Annotated in this window: 16 protein-coding genes; 6 read left to right on the top strand and 10 right to left on the bottom strand. The window is 67.3% G+C overall.

Annotation, left to right across the window (positions count from 1 at the left end):
- Nucleotides 1-22: 22 nt before the first annotated feature.
- Nucleotides 23-790: an SOS response-associated peptidase gene (locus tag AC3WMA_RS04260; RefSeq protein ID WP_492284145.1), complete on the bottom strand. Its 768-nt coding sequence runs from the start codon at nucleotides 788-790 to the stop codon at nucleotides 23-25.
- Between the two features lie 87 nt (nucleotides 791-877).
- Between AC3WMA_RS04260 and AC3WMA_RS04255 the strand changes: the two genes are divergently transcribed.
- Complete coding sequence (locus AC3WMA_RS04255) at nucleotides 878-1,378, top strand: hypothetical protein (RefSeq protein WP_492284144.1); 501 nt, start codon at nucleotides 878-880, stop codon at nucleotides 1,376-1,378.
- A 61-nt stretch (nucleotides 1,379-1,439) separates the two neighbouring features.
- Here AC3WMA_RS04255 and AC3WMA_RS04250 read toward each other — a convergent pair whose 3' ends face one another.
- A complete protein-coding gene (locus AC3WMA_RS04250) occupies nucleotides 1,440-2,162 on the bottom strand; it encodes a TlyA family RNA methyltransferase (protein ID WP_492284143.1) in 723 nt (240 codons plus the stop codon).
- A 10-nt stretch (nucleotides 2,163-2,172) separates the two neighbouring features.
- Nucleotides 2,173-4,083 (bottom strand): 1-deoxy-D-xylulose-5-phosphate synthase, encoded by a 1,911-nt coding sequence (gene dxs, locus AC3WMA_RS04245; RefSeq protein ID WP_492284142.1) that lies wholly within the window; start codon nucleotides 4,081-4,083, stop codon nucleotides 2,173-2,175.
- A gap of 179 nt (nucleotides 4,084-4,262) precedes the next feature.
- On the opposite strand from dxs, the gene AC3WMA_RS04240 reads away from it, so the two are divergent.
- On the top strand, nucleotides 4,263-5,492 hold the full coding sequence (locus tag AC3WMA_RS04240; RefSeq protein WP_492284141.1) for an MFS transporter: 1,230 nt from the start codon (nucleotides 4,263-4,265) through the stop codon (nucleotides 5,490-5,492).
- A gap of 7 nt (nucleotides 5,493-5,499) precedes the next feature.
- Here the strand turns inward: AC3WMA_RS04240 and AC3WMA_RS04235 are convergent, their stop codons facing one another.
- The 4 genes from AC3WMA_RS04235 to AC3WMA_RS04220 all read right to left on the bottom strand — a co-directional run bounded on the left by AC3WMA_RS04235 (nucleotide 5,500) and on the right by AC3WMA_RS04220 (nucleotide 8,039).
- Nucleotides 5,500-6,420, bottom strand: a complete 921-nt coding sequence (locus tag AC3WMA_RS04235; RefSeq protein ID WP_492284140.1) for a pirin family protein — start codon at nucleotides 6,418-6,420, stop codon at nucleotides 5,500-5,502.
- A 159-nt stretch (nucleotides 6,421-6,579) separates the two neighbouring features.
- Nucleotides 6,580-6,837: an exodeoxyribonuclease VII small subunit gene (locus tag AC3WMA_RS04230; RefSeq protein ID WP_199086949.1), complete on the bottom strand. Its 258-nt coding sequence runs from the start codon at nucleotides 6,835-6,837 to the stop codon at nucleotides 6,580-6,582.
- Between the two features lie 76 nt (nucleotides 6,838-6,913).
- The gene (locus tag AC3WMA_RS04225) at nucleotides 6,914-7,384 is read right to left on the bottom strand and encodes an Lrp/AsnC family transcriptional regulator (RefSeq protein WP_265058406.1); all 471 of its coding nucleotides are present in this window, start codon (nucleotides 7,382-7,384) and stop codon (nucleotides 6,914-6,916) included.
- 142 nt (nucleotides 7,385-7,526) lie between these two features.
- Nucleotides 7,527-8,039, bottom strand: coding sequence for a tyrosine phosphatase family protein (locus AC3WMA_RS04220; RefSeq protein WP_492284139.1), 513 nt, complete (start codon nucleotides 8,037-8,039; stop codon nucleotides 7,527-7,529).
- Nucleotides 8,040-8,143: 104 nt separating this feature from the next.
- Here AC3WMA_RS04220 and AC3WMA_RS04215 point away from each other — a divergent pair, with 104 nt between their 5' ends.
- Nucleotides 8,144-8,701, top strand: coding sequence for a thioesterase family protein (locus AC3WMA_RS04215; RefSeq protein WP_492284138.1), 558 nt, complete (start codon nucleotides 8,144-8,146; stop codon nucleotides 8,699-8,701).
- Nucleotides 8,702-8,840: 139 nt separating this feature from the next.
- Here AC3WMA_RS04215 and AC3WMA_RS04210 read toward each other — a convergent pair whose 3' ends face one another.
- Nucleotides 8,841-12,413, bottom strand: coding sequence for a hybrid sensor histidine kinase/response regulator (locus AC3WMA_RS04210; RefSeq protein WP_492284137.1), 3,573 nt, complete (start codon nucleotides 12,411-12,413; stop codon nucleotides 8,841-8,843).
- A gap of 272 nt (nucleotides 12,414-12,685) precedes the next feature.
- On the opposite strand from AC3WMA_RS04210, the gene mscL reads away from it, so the two are divergent.
- The 3 genes from mscL to AC3WMA_RS04195 all read left to right on the top strand — a co-directional run bounded on the left by mscL (nucleotide 12,686) and on the right by AC3WMA_RS04195 (nucleotide 15,601).
- A complete protein-coding gene (mscL, locus tag AC3WMA_RS04205) occupies nucleotides 12,686-13,105 on the top strand; it encodes a large conductance mechanosensitive channel protein MscL (protein ID WP_492284136.1) in 420 nt (139 codons plus the stop codon).
- A gap of 121 nt (nucleotides 13,106-13,226) precedes the next feature.
- Entirely contained in the window at nucleotides 13,227-14,420 is a 1,194-nt protein-coding gene (locus tag AC3WMA_RS04200) for a pyridoxal phosphate-dependent aminotransferase (RefSeq protein WP_492284135.1), read from the top strand.
- Nucleotides 14,421-14,539: 119 nt separating this feature from the next.
- On the top strand, nucleotides 14,540-15,601 hold the full coding sequence (locus AC3WMA_RS04195; protein ID WP_492284134.1) for an AbrB family transcriptional regulator: 1,062 nt from the start codon (nucleotides 14,540-14,542) through the stop codon (nucleotides 15,599-15,601).
- Nucleotides 15,602-15,619: 18 nt separating this feature from the next.
- Here AC3WMA_RS04195 and AC3WMA_RS04190 read toward each other — a convergent pair whose 3' ends face one another.
- Together AC3WMA_RS04190 and AC3WMA_RS04185 are read right to left on the bottom strand one after the other, a co-directional pair.
- Entirely contained in the window at nucleotides 15,620-16,555 is a 936-nt protein-coding gene (locus AC3WMA_RS04190; RefSeq protein ID WP_492284133.1) for an SMP-30/gluconolactonase/LRE family protein, read from the bottom strand.
- A 147-nt stretch (nucleotides 16,556-16,702) separates the two neighbouring features.
- Nucleotides 16,703-17,608, bottom strand: coding sequence for a LysR family transcriptional regulator (locus AC3WMA_RS04185; RefSeq protein WP_492284744.1), 906 nt, complete (start codon nucleotides 17,606-17,608; stop codon nucleotides 16,703-16,705).
- Nucleotides 17,609-17,679 lie beyond the last annotated feature (71 nt).

The raw sequence follows: 17,679 nt of genomic DNA, 5'->3' as shown, positions 1-17,679 counted from the left end.
GGATCAGAGCACGAATCCGGCGCTAGAACAGGCTGCCTTGCCCGTCATCCGCGGGAGGCCGGGTCGCTTTGCGCGCATGGCGCTTCGGCTCCTCGGGCGCTTCCTGATGCGGAAGCTCGGCCAGCGGCAATTGAATTTCGGCCGAGTCATTCGCGACCTTGTTGACCGCGTTGCCGATGGCGACGGCCTCCAGCAGCTCGTCCGGCGGCGGCCTGAGCAGGCGCCCGGTCTGTTCAGGCGTGGCCTGCGGATCGAGCCAGGCCTGGTAGTCGCGGGGATCGAGGATGATCGGGCTGCGGTGATGGATCGGGGCCATCGTGCCGTTCGCCGGCCCCGTCATCATCGCGACCGTGTCGATCTCGGACCCGTCAGGCGAATGCCAGGTCTCCCACAGCGCCGCGAAGGCGAAGAGACCGCGATCCGGCTTGCGGAACAGGAAGGCTTCGTTCCGGGCTTCCTTGCCGGTGCCGCTGCGCCGCCATTCGTAGAAGCCATCCGCCGGCAGCAGGCAGCGCCGCCGCGTCAGGGCGTTGCGGAAGGAGGGTTTTTCGGCCGCGCTCTCCATGCGGATATTGATGACGAGCGGGAAATCCTTGGGGTCCTTGACCCAGCCGGGAATGAAGCCCCAGCGCATCAGCATGAACTGCCGCGCGCCGTCATGCAGCCTGACGATCGGCACCGGCTGCGTCGGCGCGATATTGTAGCGCGGCGGGAAATTCGGCTGCTCGCGATAGCCGAAGGTCTCGCGCATCGCCTCGGGTGGCAGGGTGATCGCATAGCGTCCGCACATGCCCGCTGTTTACGTCGAGACGAGCGCTCGGAATCAACACTTTATTTGCGGTTGCACCAACATAGTCGCGCCGATTTGGGGTAGCGGATGAGCGTCATCGCGACGGACATGCTGGCGGGAACGGTGGCCGAACGGCTCGATGCCGGTGCCCACCCGCGTCTGTCGACCGATTTTCTCAACCGCTACAGCGAAGCCCTGATGCTGATCGAGATGGTCGCGATGGACGAGACCATCCTCGCCGATCTCCAGGCTTGGCAATCCGTCGGCTATCGCGAGCATTTCGCCGCATCGGCCCTGCGCTGCGCCGCCTCGGCTCTCGCTGCTTACGACGATCTGAACCCGAACCGGGCCCGGGCCTTCGACGAGGCCTGCCATGCGATGACGCGGCTGGTGCGCACGGTGACGGCGCTTCTCGCGGAAACGCCGCCTCAGCCCGAGCTGCCGGTCATCATCGAGGTCGCCAGCGAGGCCCTGCGTCGGCAGATCGCCCGCACAACCCAGTTCATCAACGCGAATGGCTCGATCGATATCGGAAAGTTCGAGGATACGGCCCTCCAGGCGCAGATCGACGCCTTGCTGGCGCGCTAGTTAGGCATTCGTTGCAGCATCGGATCATTCCGAAAAGTGCATGCCACTTTTCGGCCCGATGCTAGCGCCGCGCTCCCACGAGAAACTCGCGATTGCCGTCGCCGCCCTCGATCGGGGAGGGGATCGGACCTTCAACCGCGAAGCCCAGCCCCTGCAATGTCGCGACGATCTCGTCGCAGACTTGGGTTTGGATCGCTTCGTCGCGCACGATGCCCTTCTTGAGCGCAGCGCGGCCGGCCTCGAACTGAGGTTTGATCAGCGCCGCGATGCCGGCGGTCGGCGCAAGCAGGGCAGCGACTGCCGGCAGCACCAGCTTGAGCGAGATGAAGCTGACATCGATCGCAGCCAGGCTCGGCCGCTCGGGCAGGGCCTCGACCTCCAGCGTGCGGATATCCTGCCCCTCGAAGCTGGTGACGCGCGGATCGGTCCTTAGCGAGTGATGGAGCTGGTCACGCCCGACATCGACGGCGACGACATGGTGCGCGCCGCGCTTCAAGAGCAGGTCGGTGAAGCCGCCGGTCGAGGAACCGACATCGAGGCAGGTCAGCCCCTGCGGATCGAAGCCGAAGGCATCGAGTGCACCCGCCAGTTTCAGCCCGCCGCGCGAGACGTAAGGATGCGGCGCCTGCGCGGTCAGCTCGGCATCATGGGCCACCATTTCCGAGGCCTTGCGCACAGGCGTCCCGTTGACGGTGACCAGCCCCGCCGCAATCGCGGCCTGCGCCCGCGCACGGCTCTCGAAGAAGCCGCGCTCGACGAGCAACTGGTCGGCCCGGCTCTTCATGCCGGCGCCGTCAGGCCAGCTTCACTGCGCTGGGCCGGCCAAGCGCAGTCTCGACGGCCTTGACGATCCCGGCGGCGTCGAGCCCAGCGGCGGCATACATCGCGTCCGGCTTGTCATGGTCCTGGAAGACGTCGGGCAGCGTCAGGCTCCGGATCTTCAGGCCGGCATCGAGCGCACCGTTCTGCGCCAGCAGATGCAGGACATGGCTGCCGAAGCCGCCGACCGAGCCTTCCTCGACCGTGACGAGAACCTCATGCTCGCGGGCGAGCTTCAGGATCAGCGCCTCGTCGAGCGGCTTGGCGAAGCGGGCATCGGCGACGGTGGTCGACAGGCCACGCTGCGCCAGCAAATCCGCGGCCTTGAGGCATTCGGCCAGACGCGTCCCGAGCGAGAGCAGTGCGATCCGCGAGCCCTCGCGGACGATGCGGCCCTTGCCGATTTCGAGGGGTACGCCGACGTCGGGGATCTCGACGCCGACGCCTTCGCCGCGCGGATAGCGGAAGGCAATCGGCCCGTCCTCATAGGCTGCGGCGGTCGCGACCATATGGGTGAGCTCGGCCTCATCCGCCGCCGCCATCACCACCATGTCCGGCAGGCAGGCGAGATAGGCGATGTCGAAGGAGCCGGCATGGGTCGCGCCATCGGCGCCGACGAGCCCGGCGCGGTCGAGCGCGAAGCGCACGGGCAGCTTCTGGATCGCCACGTCATGCACGATCTGGTCATAGGCGCGCTGCATGAAGGTCGAGTAGATCGCGACGAACGGCTTGTAGCCTTCGGTCGCGAGGCCGGCCGCGAAGGTCACGGCGTGCTGCTCGGCGATGCCGACATCGAAGGTGCGGCCCGGGAACTCCTTGCCGAAGGCGTCGAGCCCGGTGCCGGACGGCATCGCGGCAGTGACGGCGACGACCTTGTCGTCCTCGCGCGCCTGCTTGATCAGGGCCTGGGCGAAGACATTGGTGTAGCTCGGCGCATTGGCTGGCGCCTTGGCCTGCTGGCCGGTGACGGGGTCGAACTTGACCACGCCATGATACTTGTCGGCGCTGGCCTCGGCCGGGGCGTAGCCCTTGCCCTTCTGGGTCACGACATGGACGAGGATCGGGCCGCTCTCGGCATCGCGGACATTGCGCAGCACGGGCAGCAGATGGTCGATATTATGCCCGTCGATCGGCCCGACATAATAGAAGCCGAGTTCCTCGAACATCGTCCCGCCCGTCCAGAAGCCGCGGGCATATTCTTCGGTACGCTTGGCCTTGTCATGGAAGAAGCGCGGCAGCTTCTCGGCGAGCTGCTTGGCGACTTCGCGGATCGAGCGATAGGTCCGGCCCGAGACGAGGCGTGCCAGATAGGCCGACATGGCGCCGACCGGCGGAGCGATCGACATGTCGTTGTCGTTGAGGATGACGATGAGCCGCGAGCCAAGCGCGCCGGCATTGTTCATGGCCTCATAGGCCATGCCGGCCGACATGGCGCCATCGCCGATCACGGCGATGACGTTGTTGCGCTCGCCGGCGAGATCGCGCCCGACCGCCATGCCGAGCCCGGCCGAGATCGAGGTCGAGGAATGCGCCGCGCCGAACGGGTCGTAGGCACTCTCGGTGCGCTTGGTGAAGCCGGACAGGCCGCCCGGCTGGCGCAGCGTGCGGATGCGTTCGCGCCGCCCGGTCAGGATCTTGTGCGGATAGGCCTGGTGGCCGACATCCCAGATCAGGCGGTCGCGCGGCGTGTCGAAGACGTGGTGCAGCGCGACGGTGAGCTCGACCACACCGAGCCCGGCGCCGAGATGCCCGCCCGTGACGGAGACGGCGTCGATCGTCTCGAGCCGGAGCTCGTCGGCGACTTGGCGCAGCTTCGCGTCGTCGAGGGCCCGCAGGTCGGCGGTGTCGTGGATCGTGTCGAGGAGCGGCGTGGCGGGACGGGGCACGAGGCTGTCTGATCCTTCGCTGGAATGCCCTCGAAATAGAGCCTGCGCGCCGCGCTTGCAAACCGCAGTTGCGTTTTCGACCAAGTCGACGGCGCGCGTCGCCTTGCCACGAAACGGGTGGTTCCGGCGCCGGCAACGCATTTCAGTGCGTACACGACCGCTTCCGGGGATATCAGACCATGCAACCGACCGATGCCACGCCCTTGCCTACGGCATTCCGCCGCATCGGCTGGTCCAATCTCTTCGCCCAGTTCTCGGAGCAGATCGCGCTTGCCGCTGCACCTTTGGCGGCCGTGCTCCTGCTCGCGGCCGGGCCGGCCGAGACCGGCTGGCTGCAGACGGCGCAGACCTTGCCCTTCCTGCTGCTGTCGATTCCCGCCGGCCTGATGGTCGATCGCGCCTCGCGGCGCCGGCTCATGGTCGGTACCGAGGTGCTGCGCGCCGTTTCGCTGCTCGCAATCCCATTTCTACTCGCAGCTGGCAGCCTCAACCTGAGCTGGCTCGCACTGCTCGGCGCGCTCGGTGCCATCGGCACGGTCTGCTACAGCGTCGCCGCGCCGGCCTTCGTTCCCTCGGTGGTGCCGCGCGAGCGACTTGCCGACGCCAATCGCTGGCTGGAGCTGGCGCGCAGCGCCGCCTATGCCGGCGGCCCGGCGCTGGGCGGGGCGCTCGTCGGCTGGATCGGCGTCTCGACGGCCTATGGGCTGGCGGCCGGGCTCTCGATCCTCGCCGCGATGCTGCTGGCCGGACTACCGAAGGACGAGGCGCCGTCAGGCCCGCGCCGCGACCTGCTGCATGACCTGAAGGAGGGCGCCCGCTTCGTCGCCGGCCATGATCTGCTCCGGCCGATCCTGATGACCGCCGTGTTCTTCAATGTCTCCTGGTTCATCTTCCAGGCGGTCTATGTCGCCTATGCCGTCCAGAATCTGGGCCTGAGCGCCACGCAGGTCGGTATCTCCTTGGGCATCTACGGCGCTGGCATGATCGTCGGCGCCATCCTCGCACCGGCCATCGCGAGGCAAGTCACCTTCGGAACGCTGATCCTGCTCGGGCCTTTCGCCGGGCTATGCGCGGCCGGCGTGATGTTCGCGACGCTCTGGATGCCCTCGGTCTATCTGGTCGCCGCGAGCTTCTTCCTGTTCGGCGTCGGGCCGATCATCTGGACGATCTCGACCATGACATTGCGGCAGGCGGTGACGCCGAACGCGATGCTGGGCCGTGTCTCCGCCCTGATCATGACGGCGACCTTCGGCGCGCGGCCGATCGGCGCCGCGATCGGCGCCTCCGTCGCAGCAAACCTCGGCATCGCCGCCTGCCTTGCGCTGGCGACGGCAGGCTTCCTGGTCCAATTGCTCCTGATCGGCTTCTCGCGGGTGCCGCGCCTGCGGGATATTTCCGAGGCCGTTTGAGGCGTCATCAGCCCTCGGGAAGCGGGATGAACTCGCTCTCGTCGCCGGGCACGGTGTCGAAGCGGCCGGTCTTCCACTCGTGCTTGGCCTGCTCGATCCGCTCCTTCGAGGACGAGACGAAGTTCCACCAGATGTTGCGCGGGCCGTCCATCGGCTCGCCGCCAACGATCATGACGCGGGCCTGGTCGATGGCGAGGATCGAGATGCGGTCGCCCGGCTTGAAGACGAGGAGCTGGCCTGCGCCGAACTCGTCGCCGGCGATGTCGACCTTGCCGGAGACGATATAGATCGCGCGCTCGTCATAGTCGGGATCGAGCGGCAGGATCGCGCCGGGCGAGAGCACCGCCTCGGCATAGAGCGCATCCCACGGGAACTGGACCGGCGAGGTCTGGCCATAGGCCGAGCCCATGATCAGGCTGATACGCTTGCCGCCCTCGACGATGCGCGGCAGATCGCCTGCGCCGTGATGCTTGAACTCGGGCGCGACCTCCTCATGTGTCTTCGGCAAGGCGAGCCAGGCCTGGATGCCGTAGAGCTTCGGGCCGGTGGCGCGCGCCTCCATGCCGGTGCGCTCGGAATGGACGATGCCGCGTCCGGCCGTCATCAGGTTCACCGCGCCGGGCTTGATCGCGAGCGCCGTGCCCAGCGAGTCGCGATGCATGATCTCGCCGTCGAACAGATAGGTCACGGTCGAGAGCCCGATATGCGGGTGAGGGCGCACGTCCAGCCCCTCGCCGAGATGGAACTCGGCCGGGCCCATCTGGTCGAAGAAGATGAAGGGGCCGACCATGCGCTGGCCGATCGCCGGGAGCGCCCGGCGGACCTGGAAGCCGCCGAGATCATGGGAGCGGGGGACGATCACCTTCTCGATCGCCTCGCAGGAGCGGGCATCGCCCAGGATCGGATCGTCGGCGGGGAGTTGCGACATGAGGGCCTCCTTGGTTGAGGCCGAATCTCGCTCCGGAGAGGCGCGCAGGCAAGCGCCCGGCCGCAACCGGCCGCTGGCAGAAATGCAATGCCGCGACACCCGGGGCGCCGCGGCATTGCGTGGTGATCCCGTCTTAAAGCGCCTTGGCGCTCTGCCAGCTCAGTTCTCGACGTCGAGCGGGGCGGCGCCCGTCGGCTTGCCGTCGGCACCGAGCGTGATGCGCTCGATCCGGGCCTCCGCCTGCTTCAGCAGCGCGTCGCAGCGCGCTTTCAGCGCCTCGCCGCGCGTGTAGATGGCGATCGATTCCTCGAGCGGTACGTCGCCGCGCTCCAGCCGCGCGACGATGGCTTCGAGTTCCTTCATCGCCGCCTCGAAGGGCAGGGCGGCGACATCGGCGTTGGTCTTCTCTTCGCTCACGGCCTGATTCCTCTTTGCGGGTGAGCTTATCGGCTGGAGCGCGTCCGGCCGCAACCCGTCTCGGGGCGCTCCTGACTCAGACCGGCAGGGCCGAAGTCTTCTTGATCGTGCGCAAGGTCAGCGTCGACTGAACGCGGGTGACGCCCGGCAATTGCGTGATGATGTCGGTATGGATGCGCTCGAAATCGGCGCTGTCGCGATAGATCACGCGCATCAGATAATCATGCGCGCCGGCCAGCAGATGGCATTCGAGAATCTCCGGCAGGCTCTGCACCGCCTGCTCGAAGCTCTCCAGCGAGGCGCGGCCCTGCTGGTCGAGCGTGACGAAGACGAAGGCCGTGCCGGGAAAGCCCGCGATCTTGTCGTCGAGCATCATCGCATAGCCGCGGATCAGGCCGCTTTCCTCGAGCTGGCGCACGCGGCGCAGGCAGGCCGAGGGCGACAGATGCACCTTCTCGGCGAGGTCTGAATTGGTGATGCGCCCGTCCTGCTGGAGAATCCGCAGGATGGAGCGGTCGCGCGAATCGAGCTCGATCGTCGTGGTCACAATGAAGGCCTCCCGCGCGATGCATCGTCGCAAAATTCGTTCGAGGCAAGCAATCTTCTGCAGCGATCTGGCGTAGACGCCGTAGCATTCACAGCCCCTGCTCGGAAAGCGCGCAGGAAGCTGCGTGATCCCAAGCGGGGATTCAGGCGAGCGGCATGGCGAAGGGCGTGCCTTCGAAGGCGTCGGCGCCGCGCCCGATTCGCTCGATCGCGCGGATCATCCGGCCGCGCCGTCCGAGCGCCGTATCGGCCAGCGCGACGAGCCGGGCATTCGGCGTGGCGGACGGGGCAACGGCGCGCAGGGCGCCGGCCACCTCATCCTCGTCTCGGTCGGGGCCAAGCGCGCAGGCGGCGATATAGGCGGCAGCCGTCGAACGGCTGATCCCAGCCCAGCAATGGATCACCATCGGCTCCGCGCGATCCCAGTCGCGCAGGAAGGCGAGGAGCCGCGCCATATGCTCCTGCCCTGCAAGGACATGGCCGTCGAGCGCTTGGTTGATGTCGGACATCCCCAGGAAAAGGTGCCGCTCGGCCGTGATTCCCGGCGGCCGTGCGACCGTGGTGCCGACATTGATCAGCGTCACGAGATGTCGAGCGCGGACGGCTGCGACTGTCTCGTCGAGCCGCGACAGCGGGGAAACGTGGAGGGTGGGCAAGGACGGGCTCCGGAGCAGTGGCAGACGATAGCATGATCGACAGTGCCGGCATCTCCATGACATGGAGGCACAGCTCCGATCGATCCAGCGCCGAAAAGCTCCCCATGAATCTCTGGTTCCGCCTGATCTGGCTCCTGCTGACGACGCGCTTCCGCCCGCGGCTCGACCTGCCGGCAGACGCGTCCGTCCTGCCCTTCCGGGTCTGGTTCCACGATCTCGACACAAGCCTGCACATGAACAACGGCCGCTACTGGACGCTGATGGACCTCGGCCGGCTCGACCTGATGCTGCGCAGCGGCCTCTGGCGCGCGGTGCTGCGCCATCGCTGGCTGCCGGTGGTCAATGCCGGCACGATCCGCTTCCGCCGCGAGATGCGCCTGTTCCGCCCGTTCCGTGTCGAGACGAAGATCATCTGCTGGAGCGAGAGCTGGCTGGTGATGCAGCACCGCATGCTGATGGCTGGCCGTGACGGTACCGAGATCGTCGCTGCGGTCGCGCTGGTCCGCGCCGCCCTCTACGACAAGAAGGCGCGGGCCTATGTCCCGGTCGCGCGTTTGCTCGGCGAGATCGGCGTCACCGCGGAGAGCCCGGAGCCGAGCCCGGAGGTTGCGGCCTTCCTCGCTTCGGAAGACGCAATGCGCAACGCCGCCTCTGCGGCCTGAGAGAGCGCACGAACCTCTACCGTCATCCCGGATGGAGCGAAGCGGAACTCCGGGATCCATCATAGGGCTCTGCGCTTTACGATGGATCCCGGGGCAAGCCCGGGATGACGGTCGTGGTTCCGAGCACGTAGAGCGGTGCTTACTCCGCCGCGAGCCGCGTCGCGCGCCATTGCGCCAGCAGCGCCCGTAATGCGGCCGGTTTCAGCGGCTTGTTGAGCAGGTGGACGTCAAGCGCATTCGCCGCCTCGCGCACATGCGGCGTCCGGTCGGCGGTGAGCAGGATCGCCGGCATCGGCGTGCGGGCTCGCGCCCGGAGCGCGCTGATCGCGGTCAGTCCGTTGCCGTGGTCGAGATGGTAATCGGCGATCAGGACATCGGCCTCGCCCTTGCTGCCGACATGGGGCAGCGCCTCTTCAAGGCTGGCCGCAATGGTGACCCGGCAGCCCCAGCCTTCAAGCAGGCGCTTCATGCCGTCGAGGATGGCAGGTTCGTTGTCGAGCACGAGCAGCCGCATGCCCGCGAGTTGCCCCGCGGGGGCGTTGCGCGGCGCAGCTGCCGTGGTCATCGCCGGCAGCGGGGCGGCGCGCGGCACCGAGATCGAGAAGCGCGTGCCGCGTCCCGGTGCCGAATCGAGCGTCAGCCCGTGGTCGAGCGCGCGCGCGATGCGCTGCACGATCGAGAGCCCGAGGCCCAAGCCCCGTGCGACCTTCGCGCCCTGGTCGAGCCGCTGGAACTCGCGGAACACGGTCTTCTGCTTGCTCTGGGGGATGCCGAGCCCGGTATCGATCACCTCGACCGCAACCTGGCTGCCCCGGCGGCGACAGCCGATCAGCACCTTGCCGTTCGGCGTGTACTTGATCGCGTTGGAGATCAGGTTCTGCAGCAGGCGGCGCAGCAGGCGCCGGTCCGATCGCAGCGTCAGGCTGGTGGGCATGAAGATCAGCTTCAGGCCCTTTTCCTGGGCGCTCGGCTCGAATTCGCGCTGGAGCTGGCGCATCAATTCGTCCAGCCGGAAGGAGGAGAGTTCCGGCTTGAGCGCGCCGCCATCGAGCCGTGATATCTCCAGCAGCGCCGTCAGGATTTCCTCGACCGCGTCGAGTGAGGCGTCGATATTCTCGGCCAGCTCGGGCTGCCCGCCGCTGCGATCACGCTCGACTAGCGAGGTCGCGTAGAGCCGCGCGGCGTTGAGTGGCTGCAGAATGTCGTGGCTGGCGGCGGCAAGGAAGCGCGTCTTCGAGGCATTGGCCGCCTCGGCTTCCGCTTTGGCGCGCTGGAGCTCGGCATTGACGTGGAGGAGCTCCTCGGTGCGTTCGGCGACGCGGCGTTCGAGGCCTTCGTTGGCGCGTTCGAGCTCCTCCTCGCCGGCGACGGTGTCGGTGATGTCGGTATAGGTCGTGACGAAGCCGCCATCCGGCAGGGCGTTGGTGCGGACCTCGATGACCTTCTTCGACGGATAGAGCTTGAGGCGCACCGGCTCGCGGTCGTTGATGAAGCTTTCCAGCCGCGCCGCCATCAATTCGTCGCGCGCGCCCGTGCCATAGGCGCCGCGGGCTGCGTTGAAGCGGACGATCTCGTCGAGCCCCGTGCCGAACCGGACCAGCGAGGCCGGCAGGTCGTAGAGCTGGATGAAGGCCTGGTTCCAGGCGAGCAGGCGCAGGTCCCGGTCGAGCACGGTGATGCCCTGGCCGGCATGGTCGAGCCCGTGCTGGAGGATGTCGCGATTGTACTGGAGCGCGGCGGAGGCGTCGTCGAGTAGCTTGAAGGCGGCCTCGGTAGAGAGGTTCCGCCGCTTGAGCAGCAGCGAGAGCACGAGGCGCGAGGAGGCCGCGCCGATCGCCGAGGAGAGCAGGTGCTCGCCGAAACGCAGCAGGTGGATATCGGCCTGCCGGCCGCTTTCCGAGGCCTCGCCGCGGCCGCTGTTGAAGCCCTCGAAGGCGCGCTGGGTGCGCTCCGCCCCGAGATAGCGCGCGATCGTCGATTGCAGCTCGCCCTCGGTGATGGTGGTACGCCAGAGCGAGAAGGATTGCGCCATCGTCGTCGGCTGGGATTCGACGAAGGCATTGGCCTGCAGCCTTTCCATCGCGTTGGCGGGCCGCAGCAGCGAGAAGCCGATATAGGCGAGGACGTTGAAGCTCAGGCTCCAGAACACGCCGTGCGGCAGTGCCGGCCATTCAAGCCCGAACAACCCCTCCGGCCGGAAGATGCCGGCGCCGAACGGGCCATGGGCGACGATCTCGCTCCACCAGCCGCCGGGCAGGGCGAGGCTCGGCATCAAGAGCGTATAGGCCCAGACCAGCGTTCCCACCGTCAGCCCGGCCGCAGCGCCCAGCGCCGTGCCGCGCCGCCAGAACAGGCCGCCGAAGAAAGCCGGCGCGATCTGCGCCGTCGCCGCGAAGGAGAGCAGGCCGATCGAGACCAGCGCCGCCTCGCCGGAGGCGCGGTAGTAGAGATAGCCGAGCAGGATCACGACGAAGATGCTGATCCGCCGGATGACCACCACCTGCGAGCCGAGATCGCCACCGAGATTGCTGTTGCCGTCGCCGCGCCTGCCGAACAGCCGCACGGCGCGCCCGGGATCGCTCAGGCCCCGCCGGCCGCGCAGCAGCAGCGGCATGACGAGATGGTTGGAGATCATGATGGCGAGCGCGACCGAGGCGACGATCACCATCGCGGTCGCGGCCGAGAGCCCGCCGACGAAGACGAGCAGCGCGATCATCCCGGCCTCGCGCTGCAAGGGTAGCAGCAGCACGGTCATGTCGCGGTCGATGCCGCTGCCGGGGATGAGGACCTCGCCAGCGGCCGCCAGCGGCAGAACGAACAGGTTGATCAGCACGAGATAGAGCGGAAACATCCAGGCCGCGCGGCGCACGTCGCGCACGTCGCGGTTCTCGACGATCGTCATATGGAATTGCCGGGCGAGCAGCAGCGACGCGCAGCTCGACAGGAAGGTCAGCGTCAGGAAATTCGGCCAGCTCGAGGTGCGCTCCCAGATCGGCAGGGCGCCGTTGGCCGGATGGGCCGCCTGCGCCAGCAGGTCGCCGGCACCGCCGAACAGCCCGTAGACGATGAAGAAGCCGAGCACGAGGAAGGCGACGAGCTTGATCAGCGACTCGACGGCAATCGCCAGCACCAGCCCGTCCTGATGCTCGGTCGCGTCGATATGGCGGGTGCCGAAGGCGCAGGCGAAACCAGCGAGCACGACCGCGACGAGGAAGGGCAGGTCGCTCAATACCGGCACGTCCGGCGTCGGCGGATGGCCGCCGGTCGCAGCCAGGAAGACCGAGAGCGAGTTGGCGACGGCCTTCAGTTGCAGCGAGATATAGGGCAGGGCGCCGATCACCGCGACGAGGCAGACCAGCGCCGCGACGCGCTCGCTCTTGCCATAGCGCGCGCCGACGAAATCGGCGATCGAGGTGATGTTCTGCGATTTGGCGATGGTGACGATGCGGCCGACGAAGCGGTGGCCCAGCCCGATGACGAGGATCGGCCCAACATAGATGCCGAGGAAGTCGAAGCCCGCGCGATTGGCGAAGCCGACTGAGCCGTAGAAGGTCCAGGAGGTGCAATAGACGCCGAGCGCCAGCGCATAGACCGTCGTGCGCGCCCGGCCGGTCATCAGTTTGCGCCCTGAGGTGTCGGCCATATGCGCGACGGCGAAGAGCCCGCACAGATAGGCCAGCGCGACCAGCACCACGGACCAGGCGGGGATCATGCCGCCCTCGCGGGTGCCGTATGCGAACGAGGCCGGGATGCAGGCGCCATGGAATTCCGCTTCTTGGTTTGCCGCAGAGTATCGGACGGCTTGTCGGCTCGCCATAGGCCATTGGCGCAAGTCCTCAGGCCGAATTCGTCCCCAGTTCTTTGCGTTCCAGGCCGATCAGCGCCGGCATTGCTGCGTTTTCGGGCTTTCCCTGTTCTGCGCCGCTGGTCTAGCGTCCGGGACAGGCTGTTGGGGTAGCCTTGCCGATTCTCAAGGGGTGTTTCATGTTGGAAGAATTCAAGAAATTCGCCCTGAAGGGCAATGTCGTCGATCTCGCCATCGGTGTCATCATCGGCGCCGCGTTCAGCCGGATCGTCGACTCGCTCGTCTCCGATATCATCATGCCGTTCATCGGCGCGCTCGGCGGCGTCGACTATTCGAACTACTTCTTCGGCCTCAACAGCGCCGTCACCTCGCCGATCCTCTCGGAAGCCAGGAAGCAGGGCGCGGTCCTCGCCTATGGCAACTTCGTCACGGTGGCGATCAACTTCATAATCATCGCTTTCGTCCTGTTCCTCGTGGTCAAGGGCATCAACAAGCTGCAGAAGAAGCAGCCGCCGAAGGAAGAGGCTCCCGCGGCCAAGCCCGAGGATGTCGTCCTGCTCGGCGAAATCCGCGACCTGCTCAAGCAGAAGCAGGCCTGATCCTGCCCCCGCGCGGCCGTGAATCATCACGGCCGCCGATCGACCCGATCTCGCGATTTCATGCCTCGCCGCGCCGTGATCGGCTAAAGGTGGGGCACTGAATTTCGCGAGGCCGAACCCCATGAACAGCGCCATCCTGCCGGGCAGCACCCTGCTTGCCGAGCTTCGTCCGGAAGCCCGGAACGCGCCGGAAAGCGGGATCGTCGAGGTGGTCAATCACGGCCGGCTCAAGCCGGGCCTGATCCCGCTCTGGGTCGGCGAGGGCGATCTTTCCACCCCCGCCTTCATCGCTGACGCGGCGGCGCGCTCGCTCGCCGCAGGCGAGACCTTCTACACCTGGCAGCGCGGGATTCCCGAATTGCGCGAGGCGCTCGCCCGTTATCACCAGCGCCTCTATAGCCGCCCGTTCTCGGCGGAGAGCTTCTACGTCACCGGATCGGGCATGCAGTCGGTCCAGATCGCGGTACGGCTGATCGCCGGCCCCGGCGACGAAATCCTGATCCCGACCCCGGCCTGGCCGAATTTCGGCGCGGCGGTCTCGATCAGCGGTGCGAGCACCGTCTGCGTCCCGATGGATTACAAGCAAGGCCAGTTCACCCTCGATCTCGACCGGCTCGCCGCCGCGATCACGCCGCGCACCCGCGGCATCCTGGTGAACTCGCCGTCGAATCCCACGGGCTGGACCGCGAGCAAGGCAGAGCAGGAGGCGCTGCTCGCGCTCTCGCGCAAGCATGGCATCTGGATCGTCGCCGACGAGATCTACGGCCGCTTCATCTATGACGGCTCGGAGCGGGCGCCCTCCTTCCACGACATCATGGAGGCGGAGGACCGCGTCATCTTCGTCCAGACCTTCTCCAAGAACTGGGCGATGACCGGCTGGCGCATCGGCTGGATCGAGGTGCCTCTCGCCTTCGGGCAGGTCGTCGAGAACCTGATCCAGTACTCGACCTCGGGTTCTCCGGTCTTCGTCCAGCGCGGCGCCATCGCCGCCCTCGACGAGGGTGAGGGCTTCGTCGCCGAGCAGATCGCGCGTGCGGCCGAAGGGCGCCGCATCGTGTTCGAGGGTCTGAAGGCGACGAACCGCGTCACGCTCTCGGCGCCGGTCGGGGCGTTCTACCAGTTCTTCTCGGTCGATGGCCGCGAGGATTCGCGCAAGCTCGCGCTCGACCTGGTCGACAGCGCCAATGTCGGCCTCGCGCCCGGTACGGCCTTCGGCCCCGGCGGCGAGACAGGCCTTCGTCTCTGCTTCGCCCGCAAATCCTCTGACCTGGTCGAGGCCGTCGCGCGCCTGCAGAAGGCCCTGGCCGCGGCCTGAGGCCAAGGCGGGCGGCGCAACGCCGCCTTGCATCTGGTGGGGAGCGGGTCGGTTGACCCGCTGCCGGACCATCGCCATGAACGCCCAGTGCCGACTGTTCCTGGCGCGGCGGGAACGCGATGAAACCGTTCGGCTACCCCACGAACCGGCTGGTCATCCTCTGGCGGGAAATTCTGGTCATCGCGCTGGCGACCGTCGGGGGCGGGGCCTTCGCCCTGCTCGGCATGCCCGCCGCCTGGCTCTCCGGCTCGATGCTGATCAGCGCGGCAGTCGCGCTGGTGCGCCCGCTGCCGAACCTGCGCCGGCCCTGGTTCGACGCGACCATGGTGCTCTCCGGTGCGATCCTCGGCTCCGCGGTGACGCCGGAGGCGCTCGCGGCTGCCGCCCGCTATCCCGCCTCTCTCGTTCTGCTTCTCGTCGGCGCCACGGCGATCATGCTCGCGACCGGCGCTTATCTGCGCCATGTCGCGCGCTGGCCCTGGATCGATGCCCTGCTGGCCTCCGCACCCGGCGCCTTGTCGACCGTGCTCGCCGTGGCTCAGGAAAAGGGCGCCAATATCGGCCGCATCTCGGTCGTCCAATTGTTTCGCCTGCTCGTGCTGGTCGCGCTGCTGCCGAGCGTGATGCAGTTGAGCGGTGCTGCTGCCGGCATGCCGGTTCCCGACATCAAGTCGGTCGATGCCGGCACCATGTTCGGCGTCGCCATGGCGGGGCTGGCGCTGGGGCTCGTCTTCGAGCGGCTCGGCCTCTCCGCCCCACTGATGTTCGGCGCGACCTTCGCCAGCGCGGCCCTGCATGGCAGCGGCCTCGTCGAGGGCTCGTTACCCATGCCGATCCAGATCGTCGTGCAGATACTGCTCGGCACCACCATGGGCGGGCGCATTGCCCATATCCCGCGCGACGAGCTGAAGGGCCTGTTTCCGCTCGCCATCGGAGGTTTCGCCGTCTCGATCGGCGTCGCCTTCCTGTTCGCCTGGCCGGCCGCCTGGCTCGCCGGCGTGTCCTATGCCAGCGGCATGGCGGCCTTCGCGCCCGGCGGTCTGGAAGCGATGGCGATGCTCGCCTTCGCGATGGGGCTCGATACGCTCTATGTCGGCGCGCACCATCTCGTGCGCTTCGTCGCGATCGGGCTGGCGATGCCGCTGGTGCTCAGCCGCGTGAAGAACGCGCCGCCGCGCTGACGGCCTGAACGCGCGTCCTTAGGCCGGCCGCATCGCTCCGTTCGTGTGCGTCATCACGGAATAGAGCGAGGTCGTGCCGCAGATGAACAGGCGGTTGAGCTTCGGTCCGCCCCAGCAGACATTGGCGACGATCTCCGGGATTGAGACCTTGCCGATCAGCGTGCCGTCCGGGTGGTAGATATGGACGCCGTCGGCCGCGCTGGTCCAGATGCGGCCCTCGATGTCGAGGCGGAAGCCGTCGAACAGCCCGGCCGTGCAGGTGGCGAACACCTTTGACTCGCCGAGTGCGATGCCGTCGCGCCCCATCCTGAAGCTGCGGATATGCCGCGGCCCGTTCTCGGGATCATGGCTTCCGCCGGTATCGGCGATGTAGAGGATGCTCTCGTCCGGTGAGAAGGCGAGGCCGTTGGGCTTGACGAAATCATCGGCGACAATGGCGATCTCGCCGGTCTGGCCGTCGATGCGATAGACGTTGCAGGCGCCGATCTCGCAGGGCGACTTGTCGCCCTCGTAGTCGCTGAGGATGCCGTAATCGGGATCGGTGAACCAGATCGAGCCGTCCGACTTCAACACGGCGTCGTTCGGAGAGTTCAGTCGCTTGCCGCCGAAGTGGCTGGCGAGCACGGTGATCGAGCCGTCATGCTCCGTGCGCGTCACCTGCCGCCCGCCATGCTCGCAGGTGACGAGCCGCCCCTCGCGGTCGACCGTATTGCCGTTGGAGTTGCGCGCCGGCTGGCGAAAGGTGCCGACCTGGCCGCTCAGCGCGTCGTAGCGCAGCATGCGGTCATTCGGGATATCCGACCAGATGAGCGTGTTATGGGCCGGGAACCAGGCCGGTCCCTCCGACCAGCGTGCGCCCGTCCAGAGCCGCTCGACCAGGGCCGAGCCCGGGATGACGCGATGGAAGCGCGGATCGAGGACCGTAACCCCCGTGCCTTCGAGCAGGCCGAACATGCCAAATCTCCCTGAATGCCCGATCGTCATTCTCGGGCGAAGTGCAGCGTAGACCCGAGAATCTCAGGCAGAATGAGGAGCCTTCTTGTCTTGAGATGCTCGGGTCAAGCCCGAGCATGACGGCGCGATGTACCGCAGGGCAATGCCCTACAGCGCAAGCCCCGCATCCCAATAGGGCGTGGCGCCGTAGAGCTCTGCGAGATAATCGACGAAGGCGCGTACCTTCTGCTCCATGTGCCGGCGGCTCGGATAGACCGCGTAAACCGCGACGCGCGAGCCGACCGCATAGGCCGGCAGGACGCGCTGCAACGCCCCCGACTTCAGCTCCGGTCCGACGTCCCAGGTCGAGCGCAGGGCAATGCCGACGCCGCCGAGCAGCGCCTCGCGCACGACCTCGCTCGAATTCGTGCGCAACGGGCCGTTGACCCGCACCGAGACCGGACCTTCCGGCCCGTCGAGCCGCCAGTGGTCGGTATTGTGCGCAATCAGGGTATGGCGCGACAGCTCGGCGATATCGGCCGGCATGCCGTGCTCGGCGAGATAGCCCGGCGTCGCGCAGAGCACCCGGTGGTTCCGGGCGAGGCGCTTGGCGACGAGGCTCGAATCCTGCAGGTCGGCAATGCGGATCGCGAGGTCGAAGCCTTCGCCGACGACATCGACGAAGGCATCGCTCAGCACGAGTTCCACCGTCACCAGCGGATTGACGTCGAGGAAACGCTTGAGATGCGGCGCGACATGCATCCGGCCGAAGGAGGTCGGCGCCGAAACGCGCAGCGTGCCGCGCACCTGTCCGGCGCCGCTCGACACCCAGGATTCGGCCTCCTCGATCGAGGACAGGATCGAGACGACGCGCTCGTAGAAGCCTTGTCCGGCCTCGGTGAGGGCAAGCTGCCGCGTCGTGCGCTGGAGCAGGCGCACGCCGAGCCGCTCCTCCAGCCGGCGGATGCGCTTCGAGATCACGGCCGGCGACAGGTTGAGCTGCCGCCCCGCCGCCGACATGCTCTTGGTCGTCACCACATGTGCGAACACGTCGAGATCGCCGAACCGGTCCATCGCCACGCCACCTTTTCCAATCTGGAAATAATGGCTGGCTTTGGCCGCACTGCAAGTGCCATTGAATTGAT

It is taken from the genome of Allobosea sp. FW305-C-101, assembly GCF_058783685.1.
Note: the sequence above shows the minus strand (reverse complement) of the source record. Positions and strands in the feature narration are given on the sequence as shown.

Coding starts and splice junctions, on each gene's coding strand:
- AC3WMA_RS04200 (WP_492284135.1), top strand. CDS start 13,227: ATGAACAGCGCCATCCTGCCGGGCAGCACCCTGCTTGCCGAGCTTCGT.
- AC3WMA_RS04195 (WP_492284134.1), top strand. CDS start 14,540: ATGAAACCGTTCGGCTACCCCACGAACCGGCTGGTCATCCTCTGGCGG.
- AC3WMA_RS04190 (WP_492284133.1), bottom strand. CDS start 16,555: ATGTTCGGCCTGCTCGAAGGCACGGGGGTTACGGTCCTCGATCCGCGC.
- AC3WMA_RS04215 (WP_492284138.1), top strand. CDS start 8,144: ATGAATCTCTGGTTCCGCCTGATCTGGCTCCTGCTGACGACGCGCTTC.
- AC3WMA_RS04210 (WP_492284137.1), bottom strand. CDS start 12,413: ATGATCCCCGCCTGGTCCGTGGTGCTGGTCGCGCTGGCCTATCTGTGC.
- AC3WMA_RS04255 (WP_492284144.1), top strand. CDS start 878: ATGAGCGTCATCGCGACGGACATGCTGGCGGGAACGGTGGCCGAACGG.
- AC3WMA_RS04185 (WP_492284744.1), bottom strand. CDS start 17,608: ATGGACCGGTTCGGCGATCTCGACGTGTTCGCACATGTGGTGACGACC.
- mscL (WP_492284136.1), top strand. CDS start 12,686: ATGTTGGAAGAATTCAAGAAATTCGCCCTGAAGGGCAATGTCGTCGAT.
- AC3WMA_RS04240 (WP_492284141.1), top strand. CDS start 4,263: ATGCAACCGACCGATGCCACGCCCTTGCCTACGGCATTCCGCCGCATC.
- AC3WMA_RS04250 (WP_492284143.1), bottom strand. CDS start 2,162: ATGAAGAGCCGGGCCGACCAGTTGCTCGTCGAGCGCGGCTTCTTCGAG.
- AC3WMA_RS04260 (WP_492284145.1), bottom strand. CDS start 790: ATGTGCGGACGCTATGCGATCACCCTGCCACCCGAGGCGATGCGCGAG.
- AC3WMA_RS04235 (WP_492284140.1), bottom strand. CDS start 6,420: ATGTCGCAACTCCCCGCCGACGATCCGATCCTGGGCGATGCCCGCTCC.